The 15,498-nt window shown below is 62.2% G+C and carries 15 protein-coding genes; 7 read left to right on the top strand and 8 right to left on the bottom strand.

What is annotated here, in order from left to right; translation table 11 throughout:
• Positions 1–58 precede the first annotated feature (58 nt).
• The 5 genes from AC58NV_RS01870 to AC58NV_RS01850 all read right to left on the bottom strand — a co-directional run bounded on the left by AC58NV_RS01870 (position 59) and on the right by AC58NV_RS01850 (position 4,538).
• Entirely contained in the window at positions 59–1,099 is a 1,041-nt protein-coding gene (locus tag AC58NV_RS01870; RefSeq protein WP_497225627.1) for a substrate-binding domain-containing protein, read from the bottom strand.
• A 221-nt stretch (positions 1,100–1,320) separates the two neighbouring features.
• On the bottom strand, positions 1,321–2,361 hold the full coding sequence (locus tag AC58NV_RS01865; protein WP_497225626.1) for a sensor histidine kinase: 1,041 nt from the start codon (positions 2,359–2,361) through the stop codon (positions 1,321–1,323).
• A 104-nt stretch (positions 2,362–2,465) separates the two neighbouring features.
• A complete protein-coding gene (locus tag AC58NV_RS01860; protein WP_497225625.1) occupies positions 2,466–2,987 on the bottom strand; it encodes a gamma carbonic anhydrase family protein in 522 nt (173 codons plus the stop codon).
• A complete protein-coding gene (gmk, locus tag AC58NV_RS01855; protein WP_497225624.1) occupies positions 2,984–3,625 on the bottom strand; it encodes a guanylate kinase in 642 nt (213 codons plus the stop codon). Before gmk ends, AC58NV_RS01860 begins: the two co-directional genes overlap by 4 nt.
• 16 nt (positions 3,626–3,641) lie before the next feature.
• Positions 3,642–4,538: a YicC/YloC family endoribonuclease gene (locus AC58NV_RS01850; protein WP_497225623.1), complete on the bottom strand. Its 897-nt coding sequence runs from the start codon at positions 4,536–4,538 to the stop codon at positions 3,642–3,644.
• Positions 4,539–4,776: 238 nt separating this feature from the next.
• Here AC58NV_RS01850 and AC58NV_RS01845 point away from each other — a divergent pair, with 238 nt between their 5' ends.
• Entirely contained in the window at positions 4,777–5,592 is an 816-nt protein-coding gene (locus AC58NV_RS01845; RefSeq protein WP_497225622.1) for a PAS domain-containing protein, read from the top strand.
• Between the two features lie 129 nt (positions 5,593–5,721).
• Here AC58NV_RS01845 and AC58NV_RS01840 read toward each other — a convergent pair whose 3' ends face one another.
• The gene (locus AC58NV_RS01840; RefSeq protein ID WP_366661864.1) at positions 5,722–7,092 is read right to left on the bottom strand and encodes a class II 3-deoxy-7-phosphoheptulonate synthase; all 1,371 of its coding nucleotides are present in this window, start codon (positions 7,090–7,092) and stop codon (positions 5,722–5,724) included.
• Between the two features lie 181 nt (positions 7,093–7,273).
• Here AC58NV_RS01840 and AC58NV_RS01835 point away from each other — a divergent pair, with 181 nt between their 5' ends.
• Positions 7,274–8,278: a GlxA family transcriptional regulator gene (locus AC58NV_RS01835; RefSeq protein WP_497225621.1), complete on the top strand. Its 1,005-nt coding sequence runs from the start codon at positions 7,274–7,276 to the stop codon at positions 8,276–8,278.
• Between the two features lie 32 nt (positions 8,279–8,310).
• Here AC58NV_RS01835 and AC58NV_RS01830 read toward each other — a convergent pair whose 3' ends face one another.
• The gene (locus AC58NV_RS01830) at positions 8,311–8,727 is read right to left on the bottom strand and encodes a hypothetical protein (RefSeq protein WP_497225620.1); all 417 of its coding nucleotides are present in this window, start codon (positions 8,725–8,727) and stop codon (positions 8,311–8,313) included.
• Between the two features lie 55 nt (positions 8,728–8,782).
• Entirely contained in the window at positions 8,783–9,886 is a 1,104-nt protein-coding gene (locus AC58NV_RS01825; RefSeq protein ID WP_497225619.1) for a PQQ-dependent sugar dehydrogenase, read from the bottom strand.
• A gap of 186 nt (positions 9,887–10,072) precedes the next feature.
• On the opposite strand from AC58NV_RS01825, the gene AC58NV_RS01820 reads away from it, so the two are divergent.
• The 5 genes from AC58NV_RS01820 (at position 10,073) to AC58NV_RS01800 (ending at position 15,313) form a co-directional block, all read left to right on the top strand.
• Positions 10,073–11,266 carry an ABC transporter substrate-binding protein gene (locus AC58NV_RS01820; RefSeq protein WP_497225618.1) on the top strand — a complete coding sequence of 398 codons (1,194 nt, stop codon included), beginning with the start codon at positions 10,073–10,075 and terminating at the stop codon, positions 11,264–11,266.
• 98 nt (positions 11,267–11,364) lie between these two features.
• Entirely contained in the window at positions 11,365–12,153 is a 789-nt protein-coding gene (locus AC58NV_RS01815) for an ABC transporter ATP-binding protein (RefSeq protein ID WP_027237606.1), read from the top strand.
• On the top strand, positions 12,150–12,980 hold the full coding sequence (locus AC58NV_RS01810; RefSeq protein WP_497225617.1) for an ABC transporter ATP-binding protein: 831 nt from the start codon (positions 12,150–12,152) through the stop codon (positions 12,978–12,980). The genes AC58NV_RS01815 and AC58NV_RS01810 overlap by 4 nt, the downstream gene beginning before the upstream one ends.
• Before the next feature lie 3 nt (positions 12,981–12,983).
• Complete coding sequence (locus AC58NV_RS01805) at positions 12,984–13,994, top strand: branched-chain amino acid ABC transporter permease (protein WP_497225616.1); 1,011 nt, start codon at positions 12,984–12,986, stop codon at positions 13,992–13,994.
• Positions 13,991–15,313, top strand: coding sequence for a branched-chain amino acid ABC transporter permease (locus AC58NV_RS01800; RefSeq protein WP_497225615.1), 1,323 nt, complete (start codon positions 13,991–13,993; stop codon positions 15,311–15,313). The genes AC58NV_RS01805 and AC58NV_RS01800 overlap by 4 nt, the downstream gene beginning before the upstream one ends.
• Positions 15,314–15,498 lie beyond the last annotated feature (185 nt).

Below are 15,498 nucleotides of genomic sequence, written 5' to 3'. Positions count from 1 at the left end.
AGCGCCGGGGCGGAGGATGGCTCCGCCCCGGCAAGGATCAGATCACAGGCGGGGCAGCTTAGGAGTTGCCGCCCATCACGGCCTCATTGGCAACCGCTTCCTGGGTGTCCGCCAGTTCCGGGTCGGAAACCAGGCCGTATTCGGCCAGCGGGCCGTCTTCACCGGCAACTTCGTCCGCGACGAAGAACTCAGCATATTCTTTCAGGCCGGGGATGACGCCGATGTGGGCTTTCTTCACGTAGAAGAACAGCGGGCGGGAGACCGGGTATTCGCCGGTTGCGATGCTCTCAGTCGAGGGCACGACGCCGGACATGGTGGCAACCTGCAGCTTGTCGGTGTTGTTCTCATAGAAGGCCAGGCCAAAGACGCCGATGCCGTCCTTGTTGCTTTCGATGCGAGCCAGGGTCTCGGTGTAGTCGCCGTCGATGTCGACAGATTTGCCGTCGGTGCGCAGGGCGATGCAGGCTTTCTCTGCTGCTTTCTCGTCGCCGCCGTTGGCTTCCTTGAAGGCTTCAAAGGCGCCGGTTTCCTCGCAGCCTGCCAGGATCACCTTGTCTTCGAACACTTCACGGGTGCCGTGCTTTGTGCCCGGAACGAAGGCCTGGATGTCCACCGCCGGGAAGCCGGCGTTCACGTCGGCCCAGGTGGTGTTCGGGTTGTCCACCAGCGCGCCGTCAGCCAGAATCTTGTCGGACAGCGCCAGGAACCAGTCGGCCGGGGTGAATTCGAAGGAGTTGGCATTGATGTCGGAGGCAAACACGATGCCGTCATAACCGATGCGGACTTCGATGATGTCGGTCACGCCGTTTTCGGCGCAGGCGGCGATTTCCTTGTCCTTGATCTTGCGCGAGGCGTTGGCGATGTCGATGGTGTTTTCGCCGACGCCTTCGCAGAAGCGCTTGAGGCCTGCGGAGGAGCCGCCGGATTCCACAACCGGGGTCGGGAAATCGAAGTTCTCGCCAAAGGCTTCTGCCACGATGGAGGCGTAGGGCAGAACGGTGGACGAACCGGCAACCTGGACCTGGTCACGCGCGGCTGCTGCGGTTGCGGAAACGGCGGCGATTGCCAGGGTGGAAGCGGTCAGTTTCACAAAGGACATTTGTGTCTCCAAGAGTTTCAAAGTTCGATCACCCCCTCGATGATCTTGCCGCCTCTCCTATGGGGTGCTGATGAGGCTTTTGTGACAGGTGTGTAACAGCTGTATGACAAACGCGGTTTTTCCGGAAAAAATTCTGGTACAAACCGAAACGCCGCCGCCGGGCGACCGGCAGCGGCGCTTGTCATTTCAGCACCGCAGTCCGTGCGGGCGACGATGCCGCGCTATTCCGGCAGAATGACTGTAAAAACAGCACCTTTGCCCACATCGCTTTCCACCCTCAGCCGCCCGCGGTGGCGGTTGATAATGTGTTTGACAATGGCCAGGCCCAGCCCGGTGCCGCCCATCTCGCGCGAGCGGTGGCTGTCGGCCCGGTAGAAACGCTCTGTCAGCCGCGGCAAGTGGACCGGGTCGATCCCCGGCCCGTTGTCAATCACCTGCACGCGGGCGGCGGGCGCGCGCACCGCCGGGTCGCGCTCGGAATGGGTCAGCACGACGCGCACATGATCGCCGCCGTATTTCACCGCGTTTTCCACCAGGTTTGTGAACACCTGCTGCAACTGATCCGGATCGCCGGTGACACTGACCGGATCCTCAGGGGCTTCCAGCGCCATCGTGGCGCCGCGGGCCTCTGCCACCGGCGCCAGTGTCTTGAGGGTGGAAGCCAGATGGCCCGTCAGATCCACTTTTTCCTTGGGCCGCACCCGCTCTTCGCTTTCCACCCGGTTCAGCGACAGCAGGTCTCCGACCAGGCGGTTCATGCGGCTGGCCTCGCCCTCCATGATCGTCAGGAACCGGTCGCGGGCGGCAGCATCGCCCCTGGCCGGACCGCGCAGGGTTTCGATGAACCCGATCAGCGCGGTCAGCGGCGTGCGCAGCTCGTGGCTGACGTTGCCGACGAAATCGCGGCGCATCTGGCTGGCCTGCTCGCGTTCGGTGGTGTCATCGAAACAGGCCAGAACCGCTCCGCCGCCAACCGCGCCAATGCCGGGCACATAGCGGAGGGTAACCGTATAGGTGGTGTCCTGGGCGCCGTCGTTGGACAGGTGCCGCGCGGTGCGGGAGTCCTTGTCTTGCAGGCAGGCCTCGATGGCGGTGGCAACGCTGGGCTGGCGCAGGATGGTGGCGAAGTGGCGGCCCTTGACACCCTGCCCCAGCAGCGCATCGGCGGCGCTGTTCACGGCGATGAAACGTTCGGTCTGGTCCACCAGAACCGCAGGCAGCGGGATCGCGGCCAGGAAACCTTCTATCAGCTCGGTCGTCATCTGTTCCCCGCGGTTGAGAGTCCGGCCTGCCTACCGCCGCTCTGTAAAACTGCTGTGGCAGCAGCCGTTGAAGCAGCGCAAAACCGCGCTGCCTGCGGCGCCGGTTACAGCGGTTTCAATTCCTCCCGGAAGCGGCGCATATTGTCCTGATAGAGAAGCGCGCTTTGCGTGAGCTTTTCAGCCAGCGCCGCGTCCACTTCGCGCACCACCTTGCCGGGGCTGCCCATCACCAGGGAGTTTTCGGGGATTTCCTTGTTCTCGGTGATCAGGGCGCCGGCGCCGATCAGGCAGTTCTTGCCGATCTTTGCACCGTTCAGGATGGTTGCGCCCATGCCGACCAGGGTGTTTTCGCCAATGGTGCAGCCGTGCAGCATCGCTTTGTGGCCGATGGTGCAGTTCTTTCCGATCGTCAGCGGATAGCCCGCATCGATGTGCATCACCACGTTTTCCTGCACGTTCGTGCCTTCGCAGATGCGGATTTCCTCGTGGTCGGCGCGGATGGTGACGCCGAACCAGACAGAGGAGCCCGCCTCCATCACCACCTTGCCGATCAGGTTGGCATCGGGTGCGACCCAGGTGTCTTCGTGGATCTGCGGCTGGTGCGCGCCAAGAGCGTAAAGAGTCATGACTGTTCCTCGAACTGGGTTTGCAAAGCGCGCACATGCTCCTGCAGCTTGGGCTGCTGGATGCGGCGCATGCGCTCGGCCTCGACGATGGTTTTCAGCTTGGCCTCGGTCTCGTCCAGGTCGTCGTTGACCAGGACATAGTCATAATAACCCCAGTGGCTGATCTCGTCCCAGCTTTTCATCATCCGCTTGGAGATCACCTCGTCGCTGTCCTGGGCGCGGGTTTCCAGGCGGCGGCGCAGTTCGGTGATCGACGGCGGCAGGATGAAGATCGACAGCGCGTGCTTGCCCAGGTCGGAGTTGCGGATCTGGATCTCGCCCTGCCAGTCGACGTCGAACAGCACGTCCTGGCCGGCCTCGATAGTGTCCTTCACCGGGCCTGCGGGCGAGCCGTAGAAATTGCCGAAGACGTGGGCGTGCTCCAGCATCTGCCCTTCGGCGACCTGCTGTTTGAAGGCGTCCTCGGACATGAAGTAGTACTCGCGTCCGTGCTCCTCTCCCGGGCGCGGCGCGCGGGTGGTGGCGGAGACCGAGAAGGCAAGGCCCGGGTCCCAGGCCATCAGACGGCGGGCCAGGGTGGATTTGCCTGCGCCCGAAGGCGATGAGAGGATGATCAAAAGGCCGCGGCGGTCCGCCATCTGGGCACTCCTTTTCTTATTCTATGTTTTGCACCTGCTCGCGCATCTGGTCGATCACGGTTTTCAGCTCTAGCCCCACCGCCGTCAACCCGGCATGCTGCGCCTTGGAGCAGAGCGTGTTGGCCTCGCGGTTGAACTCCTGCATCAGGAAGTCGAGCTTGCGGCCCACCGCGCCGCCTTTCTGCAGCAGATCGCGGGCGGCGGTGACATGGGCGCCGAGACGGTCCAGTTCCTCGGTCACATCCGCCTTGACCGCAATCAGTGCCAGCTCCTGCGCTACCCGGTCCGGGTCGGCGCCATCAGTGTTGTCCATCACCCGCGCCAGGTTGGCTGTCAGCGTATCGGCCATTTTCACCCTGCGCTCTTCGGCGCGCTCCGCCGCCTGGCCGGTCAGCGCTGCCACCTGTTCAAGCTGGGTGTTAAGAATTACGGCAAGCGCGGCGCCCTCGGCCTCGCGCATTTGCACGAATTCCGCCACAAGGGTTTCCAGTTCCTTGCTGAGCGCAGCGACCAGCGGCGCCGGATCATCGTCGCCTGCTGACTGTTCCAGCACTCCCTTGAAAGACAGAAGTTCGGCCGCAGAAGCCGGACGCACTTCCACCCGGTTCTGCTTGGCGATCGACTGCGCTTCCCCCAGCGCCTTGACCACCGATTTCAGAACCGCGCTATTGACTTGCACTTGCCCGGCGCTGTCCTCGGTGCGGGTGATCCGCAGGGTCAGCGAGACATTGCCCCGTGCCAGCGCCTTGGAAAGGACAGAACGGGTTTGATTTTCAAGGCCTTCCAGCCAATCCGGCACCCTGAGCCGGATATCCAGCCCCTTGGCATTCACCGACCTGAGCTCCCAGCTCCAGCTGTGCTGATCGGAGCTGCCTTGCGCCGAGGCAAAGGCGGTCATGCTGCGGATGGTCATAGGAAGGCCCCCTGTACGCTGGTGATTGATCTGCTCTACTGTCTTGAAAGTACAGGGTGCAAGCGCAATTGCAAAAACCGGGGCAAGCAAGGGCGTTAACCATTGCTTTAAGATTTAGTCCAAATTTGAATTAGATTGTGTCATCTTAACTTCAGGGTAACCATAACGGCCTTAAGTCTTAAGGCAGCGAAGAGCTGCGCAGGACCACGGGATGTCCGGTGTTGCAGGGGAAATTGAGATGATTTTTGGCAGCCGCAGTGGAGATTGCCTGTCTGACGGACAGGGAAACGTCGTGTCCATGAACCGTTTCCGTAAGGGCGGCGCGCTGTCGCCGCTGCGCCAGGCGGAGGCATACTGGACTGCGCTGCGCCGTGGCGACGATGTGCCGAGCCGTTCGCAAATCGACCCGCGCGGGCTGGAAAACATCCTGAGCAACACCTTCATTCTGGAACGGATCGCGCCGGGCATCGCCCGTTTCCGCCTGGCCGGATCGCTGGTCAACGAAATGGCCGGCATGGAAGTGCGCGGGATGCCGGTGACGGCGTTTTTCACCACCGATGCGCGCAAGCAGCTGAGCAATGCAATGGAGCATATGTTCGACACGCCTGCGGTAGTGGAACTGGAACTGCAGATCGAGGCGCCGCGCCTGAGCGCGCCGCGCGAAGCCCGCATGCTGCTGCTGCCGCTGCGCAGTGATCTGGGCGATATCAGCCGGGTGCTGGGGGTCCTGGTGGCGGATGACGCTGCTTCTGTCACGTCGCAGCGGTTCTCGATCACCTCGATCGAGATGCGTGCCGTTGGCAAGCCTTCGGGCGCCGCGGAGTTCAAGGCCAAGCCGCGGGCAGAGGCCAAGGAGGACCGCGCGGATGTAAACCAGCCCAATCCCGGTTTTGCCGAGGTTCAGTCCCGTTTCAAGCCGGAGCGGTCGCTGCTGGAAGAGGCAAAGGCGCTGCTGGACCGCAGCCGGGCCGGTAAACCGGCCGAACCGGCGGACCCTGCCCCTGCCAAGCACAAAGGCGCACCGCATCTGCGGCTGGTGGTCAGCCGCGACTGATCCGGCACCGGCACTCGAAGATTTCTGAATTCAAGTACAAGGTCATAGCTGCTTGAATTGACTGCGCCCCGGAGGAGAACCTCCGGGGCGCCTTTTTTCTGGCATGTGCAGAACGCAGCCTGCTGTGCGTCAGCCGGCCTGACGGGCGGACTGCTCTGCGCGCAGCGCGGACAGTTCTTCGGCCACCAGGAAGGCCAGTTCCAGCGACTGGCTTGCATTCAGGCGCGGATCGCAGGCGGTGTGGTAACGGTCGCTCAGGTCTTCCTCGGTCACCGCGCGCACGCCGCCGGTGCATTCGGTCACGTCCTGGCCGGTCATCTCGAAATGCACGCCGCCGGGGATGGTGCCCTCGGCCTTGTGCACGCCGAAGAAGTCGCGCACCTCACGCAGCACGCTGTCGAAGGGCCGGGTCTTGTAGCCTGTGGAGGATTTGATGGTGTTGCCGTGCATCGGGTCGCAGACCCAGGTAACATTGGCGCCTTCTTCCTTCACCGCCTTGACCAGACGCGGCAGGTGTTCGCCTGCCTTGCCGGCGCCGAAGCGGGCGATCAGGGTCAGCTTGCCCTCCTCGTTCTCCGGGTTCAGACGCTCCATCAGCACCTTCAGATCCTCGGCGGTGGTGGTCGGGCCGCATTTGAGGCCGATCGGGTTCAGCACGCCGCGGCAGAATTCCACATGAGCTCCGTCGGGCTGGCGGGTGCGGTCGCCGATCCAGATCATGTGGCCGGAGCCGGCCAGCCATTTTCCGGAGGTCGAATCGAGGCGGGTCAGGGCCTCTTCATACTCCAACAGCAGGCCTTCGTGGCTGGTGTAGAATTCCACGGTGGAGAATTCATGGGTGGTATCGGCGGTGATGCCCGCGGCACCCATGAAGTCGATGGTGTCCTGAATGCGGGTTGCGATCTCGCTGTACTTCTGGACTTCCTGCTCATCGGTGAAGCCGAGGGTCCAGGAGTGCACCCGGCTCATGTCGGCAAAGCCGCCGGTGGAGAAGGCGCGCAGCAGGTTCAGGGTTGCGGCTGCCTGGGTATAGGCCTGCAGCATCTTCTGCGGGTTCGGGATGCGCGCGGCGGCGGTGAAGTCCAGCTCGTTGATGATGTCGCCGCGGTAGCTGGGCAGCTCCACGCCATCGATGGTTTCGGTCGGCGCGCTGCGCGGCTTGGCGAACTGGCCGGCCATGCGGCCCACCTTCACCACCGGCACCTTGGCGCCATAGGTCAGCACCATCGCCATCTGCAGCATCACCTTGAAGGTGTCGCGGATCGCATCGGCGCTGAACTGGTCAAAGCTCTCGGCGCAGTCGCCGCCCTGCAGCAGGAAAGCCTCGCCGCGGCCAGCGGCCCCCAGGTGCTGTTTCAGGCGGCGCGCTTCACCGGCAAAGACCAGCGGCGGATACTTGGACAGCTGAGCCTCGACAGCGTTCAGCGCTGCGGCATCGGTGTAATCCGGCATCTGCACCCGCGGCTTGTTGCGCCAGTCCGATTTTTGCCATTCGCTCATGACTTTATCTCCGCATCAGAGGTCTTTAGAATATGTTGTGTGCTCTATACAAAATCCGCCGGGGGGAGACCAGTTTAGAATTGCGGAGACTTGACCCCGCGTCCAAGCTGTGAGCACGGTTTTCCGACTTGCCGCGGAGCGTGCTCCCGCGGCCCGACTTGTTTCTTGAAGGACGCCCGCCATGCAGACGCCACGCAAGCCTGCTGTTTCAGGAGTAGCCACCGGCCAGCCGAAAAGGTTTGTCTTTGTACTCCTCGACAAATTCACCCTGCTTTGCTTTTCGGCCGCCATGGAGTCGCTCAGGATCGCGAACCGGATGGCCGGGAAGGAACTGTATACCTGGTCTGTGGTCGGGGAAGGCGGCGAAACAGTAACCTGCTCCGCGGGCACCGTATTTAAGCTCGATTCGGATTTGAATGAGCTCCAGCGTGACGACACCATCATGCTGTGCGGCGGCATTGATGTTCAGGACGCATCCACCAAGAAAATTCTGTCCTGGCTGCGCCGCGAGGCCCGCAAGGGTCTGATGGTCGGCGGTCTGTGCACCGCCTCCTACACGCTGGCCAAGGCGGGCCTGCTGGACGGCAAGCGGGCCACCATCCACTGGGAAAACGCCGACAGTTTCAGTGAAGAGTTCGACGAGGTGGAACTGGCGAAATCGGTCTTTGTCATCGACGGCAACCGGCTGTCGACCGCAGGCGGCACGTCGTCCATCGACCTGATGCTCAAACTGATTGCCAACGACCACGGCGAGGAACTGGCCAATTCGGTGGCGGACCAGCTGATTTATTCCTCGATCCGCACCGACCAGGACACCCAGCGGCTGTCGATCCCGACCCGCATCGGCGTGCGCCATCCCAAGCTGTCGATGGTGATCCAGATGATGGAAGCCAATATCGAGGAGCCGATCAGCCCGTCGATCCTGGCCCAGGATGTGGGCATGTCCACCCGCCAGCTGGAGCGCCTGTTCCGCCGTTACCTGAACCGCTCGCCCAAACGCTATTACATGGAGCTGCGGCTGCAGAAGGCGCGCAACCTCCTGATGCAGACCGATATGAGCGTGATCAACGTGGCGCTGGCCTGCGGCTTTGCCTCGCCGTCGCATTTCTCCAAATGCTACCGCGCCCATTACGACACCACGCCGTACCGCGAGCGCGGCAGCAAGGCGGCGGCGTATAAGGCGTAGGCAAACGCCAGCTGGCCTGTTTCGGGAAGCGGTCAGAGCTTCCCGAAAACAACATCCGAGTTTGTGTTGAGATCGAATTTCAAAACCACGATGCTGTCGCCGCGGTCGTGAAGGAAGGCGTAATAGTAGCAGTAGTTCAGCACTTCTTCATTCCAATAGATCCGAACCTCCTTCTTGAAACCGTTCAATAGTTCCTGGCGCACCGCGACACCGCTGCCGGTAAAGTCGCGCGGATAGATTGCCAGCAATTGCTGCTGCGCGCTTTGCAATTGTTCCGGCGTATATTCATCCCGGCCGCCCAGCCGTGTAATCAGCTGTTTGAAGTCGCGCTCCTTGATGACCGTATCCACGAAGCGCTCATAGACGTCATAAGATTTGAAGATACTGTCCTGTGCCAAGGCGAACCCAGGGCAGGCCGCCAGAAGGGCCGCCGCAAGAAATTTCCTCATACCGATATTCCAATCCTTGCTGCAAACACTTGAAACTCAAGCCGAAGCTAGCGTTTCAGCGGGTTATCCGCAATATCGCTCCTTCGCCTTCCGACGCGAACCAGATACTGCCGTCCGGTGCCTCCTGCACATCGCGGATACGCCCGGTTTCACCGCTCCGCAGCTGCTCGGCCTCCCTCAGGCGGCCTCCAGAAAGCCGGGAAATGTAGTCGAACTTGAGGGAGCCGACAAAGATGTCGCCGCGCCACTCAGGCCACATCCTGCCGGAATAGATCATCATGCCGGAGGGCGCGATCGACGGGTCCCAGTACCATTCGGGCTGCTCCATACCGGGTTTTGCGGTTCCCTCGCCGATCCTCGCGCCGGAGTAGTGGCGCCCGTAGGAGATCACCGGCCAGCCATAATTGGCGCCCCTGCGCACCCGGTTCACCTCGTCGCCGCCCCGGGCCCCGTGTTCGGCCACCCAGAGATTGCCCTGCAAATCAAGCGCCATGCCCTGCGGGTTGCGATGGCCATAAGACCAGATCTCCGGCTGTGCGCCGGCTGTGCCGGCAAAGGGGTTGCCGGCGGGAATGGTCCCGTCGCGGTTGATCCGCACCACCGATCCCTGGTGCAGCCGCAGGTTCTGGGCGCTGGGGCGGTCGCCGCGCTCGCCCAGGGAAATGAACAAAGTGCCGTCGCGCCCCTCCACAACGCGGGAGCCGAAGTGGCGGCCGCCACTGGATCCGGGGGCGGCTTCGAACAGGATGCGCAGGTCCGTCAAAGCGGTATTGTCCCTGTTTAGACGGCCCGAAGCCAGCGCTGTCCCTGCGCCGCGCCCCTGCCGTTTGGAGAATGTCAGGAAGACCTCGCGGCTGGTCCGGAAATCCCGCGGCACCATCACATCCAGCAAGCCGCCCTGCCCCGCCGCGACAACGGCAGGTGTGCCCTTTACCTGATTCCTTTTTCCGCCCCGCACATAAAAGAGCACGCCATCACGTTCGGTCGCCAGGAAGCCGCCGCCGGGCAGGAAATCAAAGGCCCAGGGCACCTCGAAACCGCCGGCCATCCTTGTCACCCGCAGCTGGCCAAGGCTGCTGCTGATGGTATCCGCTTGAACTGTCGCGGAAAACGGCAGCAGCAGAAACGTGGCCGTCAAAATGAGTAACTGATACAACATTTCCGCTTCCCCTTTTGTTACTTTAAGCTTAAATTAAACCCAGCTCCGCAGCACATAACCTCAGAATAGCGGAGAATAACGGGACGGACTCTTTGCTATCTCACGCCTCAACAGGACTTTTCTTTTCCAGACGGCTTGCCTAGGGTCCGATGTGAACATTTTTGTTCCAACAATGGGAGTTCTCAAATGAAGAAACTGCTGATGGCCACCGCGGCCGCTGCGCTGACTGCTGGCACCGCATATGCCGGCGGCCATGCCAAGGAAGTGAAACTGGGCGTGCTGTTCGGCTTCACCGGCCCGATTGAATCGCTGGCCCCGGCCATGGGCGACGGCGCCGAGCTGGCCATGGAGGAAGTCACCAAATCCGGCAAGCTGCTAGACAGCGCCACCGTGACCCCGGTCCGCGCTGACACCGGCTGCATCGACAACGGCCTTGCCGTGGCAAACGGCGAGAAGCTGGTTGCCGAGGGCGTGAACGGCATCATCGGCGGCGACTGCTCCGGCGTCACCGGCGCGATCCTGCAGAACGTGGCGATCCCGAACGGCATGGTGATGATCTCCCCGTCGGCGACCTCGCCGGGCCTGTCGACCATGGAAGACAACGGACTGTTCTTCCGCACCTCGCCGTCGGATGCGCGTGAAGGCCAGGTGATGGCCGAGATCCTGAAGGAACGCGGCATCAACTCGATCGCCCTGACCTACACCAACAACGACTACGGCAAGGGCCTGGCGGACGCGATCCAGTCCTCGTTCGAGGAAGTCGGCGGCGAAGTCACCATCGTGACCGCGCATGAAGACGGCAAGGGCGACTACTCCGCAGAAGTCGGCGCGCTGGCATCGGCCGGCGGCGACGTGCTGGTGGTTGCGGGCTACCTGGACCAGGGCGGCCTGGGCATCATCCAGGGTTCGCTGGATTCCGGTGCGTTTGACACCTTCGGCCTGCCCGGCGGCATGATCGGCGACAGCCTGCCCGCAAACGTTGGCGCGGACCTCGACGGCTCCTTCGGCCAGATTGCAGGTTCCGACAGCAAAGGCGCGGAAATCTTTGCCGAAATGGCAAAAGAGCGCGGCTTTGACGGCACCTCGGCCTATGCGTCTGAATCCTATGACGCAGCGGCGCTGTTCCTGCTGGCAATGCAGGCTGCCAACTCCACCAACCCGGCGGACTACGTCGGCAAGATCCTGGACGTGGCAAACGCCCCGGGCGAGCCGATCAACCCGGGTGAGCTGGGCAAAGCGCTGGAAATCCTCGCCGCTGGCGGCGACATCGACTATCAGGGCGCAACCGGCGTTGAGCTGATCGGCCCGGGTGAGAGCGCAGGCTCCTACCGCGAGATCGAAGTGAAGGACGGCAAGAACGAGACCCTTCGCTTCCGCTGATAAGCATCTGAAAAGCAACCAAGATAGGTCAGCCCGGGTTCCGCCCGGGCTGTTCTAAATTAAAAACGCCGCGAAAACGCGGCAGGGGATGAAATGACATGATCGTCGTCGAGGACTTGCACAAGCACTTCGGCGGGTTCCACGCGGTTGACGGCGCCTCGCTGGAAATCGCCAAGGGGTCCATAACCGGTTTGATCGGCCCGAACGGGGCCGGAAAGACCACACTTTTCAACGTTATCGCAGGCGTTCTGGAGCCGACCTCAGGCCGGGTCACCATGGACGGTGAGGACATCACCGGCCTGCCGCCGCATGAGCTGTTCCACAAGGGGCTGTTGCGAACCTTCCAGATCGCGCATGAGTTCTCCTCGATGACCTGCCGGGAAAACCTGATGATGGTTCCCGGTGCGCAATCGGGTGAGACGCTGTGGAACACCTGGTTCGGCCGCAAGCGGATCGCCGACGAGGAACGCGCGCTGCGGGCCAAGGCCGATGAGGTTCTGGAGTTCCTGACCATCAGCCACATTGCGGACCTGAAAGCAGGCCAGGTGTCCGGCGGCCAGAAGAAGCTGCTGGAACTGGGTCGCACCATGATGGTGGACGCCAAGATCGTCTTCCTCGACGAGGTCGGCGCCGGCGTGAACCGCACCCTGCTCTATACCATCGCCGACGCCATCAAGCGCCTGAATGAGGAACGCGGCTATACCTTTGTCGTCATCGAGCACGACATGGAATTCATCGGCCGCCTGTGCGACCCGGTGATCTGCATGGCCGAAGGCAAGAAACTGGCCGAGGGCACACTGGACGAGATCAAGGCAAACGAGCATGTGATCGAAGCCTACCTGGGCACCGGTCTGAAAAATAAAGACAAACTGGAGGCGGACGCATGAGCGACAACCCCTACCAGGACGATCATGGCAACAAGGATGCCTCGATCACCAACGTGAAAGGCATCGGCACGATGCAGCCCGCTCATCTGAAAAGCGGCCCCACGCACAAGGTCGATGGCGGCCCGTTCCTGATCGGCGACACCATGACCGGCGGCTACGGCAAGGGTCCTGACATCCTGCATGACTGCACCATCGCCGTCGACAAGGGCGAGATCGCGGTGATTGTCGGCCCCAACGGCGCCGGCAAGTCGACCGCGATGAAGGCGGTGTTCGGGATGCTGAACGTGCGCTCCGGCGCGGTGCGGCTGGATGGTGAGGACATCACCCAGCTCACCCCGCAGGACCGGGTGGTCAAGGGTATGGGGTTCGTGCCCCAGACCAGCAACATCTTCACCTCGATGACGGTTGAAGAGAACCTGGAGATGGGCGCCTTTATCCGCACTGATGATTTCCGGGACACGATGGAGCAGGTCTATGATCTGTTCCCGATCCTGCGCGACAAGCGCAACCAGCCCGCGGGCGAGCTGTCCGGCGGCCAGCGCCAGCAGGTGGCCGTGGGCCGCGCGCTGATGACCAAGCCCAAGGTGCTGATGCTGGACGAGCCGACGGCGGGCGTCTCGCCCATCGTGATGGATGAGCTGTTCGACCGCATCATCGAGGTTGCCCGCACCGGGCTGCCGATCCTGATGGTGGAACAGAACGCCAAGCAAGCGCTTGAGATCGCGGACAAAGGCTATGTCCTGGTGCAGGGGCGCAATGCCTATACCGGCACCGGCAAGGAGCTGCTGGCCGATCCCGAAGTGCGCAAATCTTTCCTGGGGGGCTGATAGATGGATCTTCTCAACGCCCTCGTGGCGCTTACCAACTTTGTACTTGTCCCCGGGCTGGCCTATGGCAGCCAGCTGGCGCTTGGCGCGCTGGGGGTGACGCTGATTTACGGGATCCTGCGGTTCTCGAACTTTGCCCATGGCGACACCATGGCGTTCGGCGCGATGGTCACGATCCTGATCACCTGGATGTTCCAGTCTATGGGGATCAGCGCAGGCCCGCTGCCGACCGCCCTGCTGGCGCTGCCCTTTGGCATCCTGGGCACCATTGGCCTCGCACTGCTGACCGACAAGACCGTTTACCGGTTCTACCGTCAGCAGAAGGCGAAGCCGGTGATCTTCGTCATGGTCTCGCTGGGTGTGATGTTCATGATGAACGGCATCGTGCGCTTCATCATCGGCCCCGGCGACCAGCGGTTTGCCGATGGCGAGCGCTTCATCATCAAGGCGCGCACCTTCAAGCAGATGACCGGGCTGAACGAAGGGCTGGCGATCAAGACCACGCAAGGCATCACCGTGATCACTGCGATCATCGTGGTGGCAGTTCTGTTCTGGTTCCTGAACAAGACCCGCACCGGCAAATCCATGCGCGCCTACTCGGACAACGAGGATCTGGCGCTGCTGTCGGGCATCAACCCGGAGCGCGTGGTGATGTACACCTGGATGATCGTGGCGGCGCTGGCGACCATTGCCGGGGTTCTCTATGGCCTCGACAAGTCGTTCAAGCCGTTCACCTATTTCCAGCTGCTGCTGCCGATCTTTGCCTCCGCCATCGTGGGCGGCCTCGGCAACCCGATCGGCGCCATTGCCGGCGGCTTCATTATCGCCTTCTCCGAGGTGACGATCACCTATGCCTGGAAGAAGGTCCTTACCTACGGCCTGCCGGACAGCCTGGCGCCTGACGGGCTGGTTCAGCTCCTCAGCACCGACTACAAGTTCGCGGTCTCCTTCGCGATCCTGATTGTCGTCCTCCTGTTCAAGCCCACCGGCCTTTTCAAAGGGAAAGCGGTATGACCGAGACCATGAAACATACCCTTCTTTTTGTCTTTGTCGGCGTGATGATCCTGCTGGAGGGCGCCACCGACTTCCTGTTCTTCTCCGGTTCCTGGAACTCGGCGCTGGTGATCCTGAACATGGGGCTGATCTCGGCCATCATGGCGATCGGGGTGAACATCCAGTGGGGCTTTGCCGGGCTGTTCAATGTCGGCATCATGGGCTTTACCGCGCTTGGCGGTCTGGCCGTGGTTCTGGTGTCGACACCGGTGATCCCTGCGGCCTGGTCGTCGGGTGGTGTCAGCATCGTGATGGCCCTGGTTATGGGTGCGCTGACGGTTGTATCGGCGGTGATGATCACCAAGTTCATGCCTGCCGGCAAACTGCGCACCGCTGTTCTGCTCGCCGTGCTGATCGTGGGATTCTTTGTCTACCGTGCGATCTTCGATCCGGCTGTTGGCTCGGTTGAGGCGATCAACCCGGCGCTTCAGGGCAATATCGGCGGCCTTGGCCTGCCGGTTCTGCTGGCCTGGCCTGCGGGCGGCCTGCTGGCGGCCGGCGCGGCCTGGCTGATCGGCAAGACCGCCCTGGGCCTGCGCTCCGACTATCTGGCAATTGCCACGCTGGGCATTGCCGAGATCATCATCGCGGTGCTCAAGAACGAGGACTGGCTGTCGCGCGGCGTGAAGAACGTGGTCGGCCTGCCCCGCCCGCTGCCCTATGAGGTGGATCTGCAGAACGATCCGTCCTTTGTGGAGCGTGCGGCCAGCTGGGGCATGGACCCGGTCACCGCCTCGACCGTCTATGTGAAGGCTGGTTATGCGCTGATGTTCACAGTAGTGCTGCTGGCGCTCCTGTGGATGGCGCAGATGGCACTGAAAAGCCCCTGGGGACGGATGATGCGCGCAATCCGCGACAATGAAACCGCAGCCGAAGCGATGGGCAAGGATGTGACCCGCCGCCACCTGCAGATCTTCGTGCTCGGCTCTGCCATCTGCGGTATTGCCGGTGCGATGATGACCACGCTGGACAGCCAGATGACCCCGGGCACCTACAACCCGCTGCGGTTCACCTTCCTGATCTGGGTGATGGTGATCGTTGGCGGTTCCGGCAACAACTTCGGCGCGGTGCTGGGCGGCATGCTGATCTGGTTTTTCTGGATCAAGGTGGAGCCGATGGGCATCCTGTTGATGGAACTTGTCACCTCCGGCATGGCGGAGGGCAGCGCCCTGAAAGCGCATCTGCTGGAGAGTGCCTCGCACATGCGGCTGTTCACCATGGGGCTGATACTGCTTCTGGTGCTGAGATTCAGCCCGCGCGGGCTGATCCCAGAAAAATAATCAGGCACGGGCCCTGTCTGGCGGAATGCCAGGCAGGGCCCTGCTCTTTCATCAGAACCATTCCCGGCAGTACTGGTTTCCTGCTGCCTCGCAACCATCCCGAAAACGTCGCCGCCTCAGCTTTTTCTCAAAAAGGGGAAACAGCTGCCTCAATTGTCTGTTTAACAGAGCAGAAACAACTAACG

The sequence above is a fragment of the Leisingera sp. ANG49 genome (genome assembly GCF_059694505.1).
Note: the sequence above shows the minus strand (reverse complement) of the source record. Positions and strands in the feature narration are given on the sequence as shown.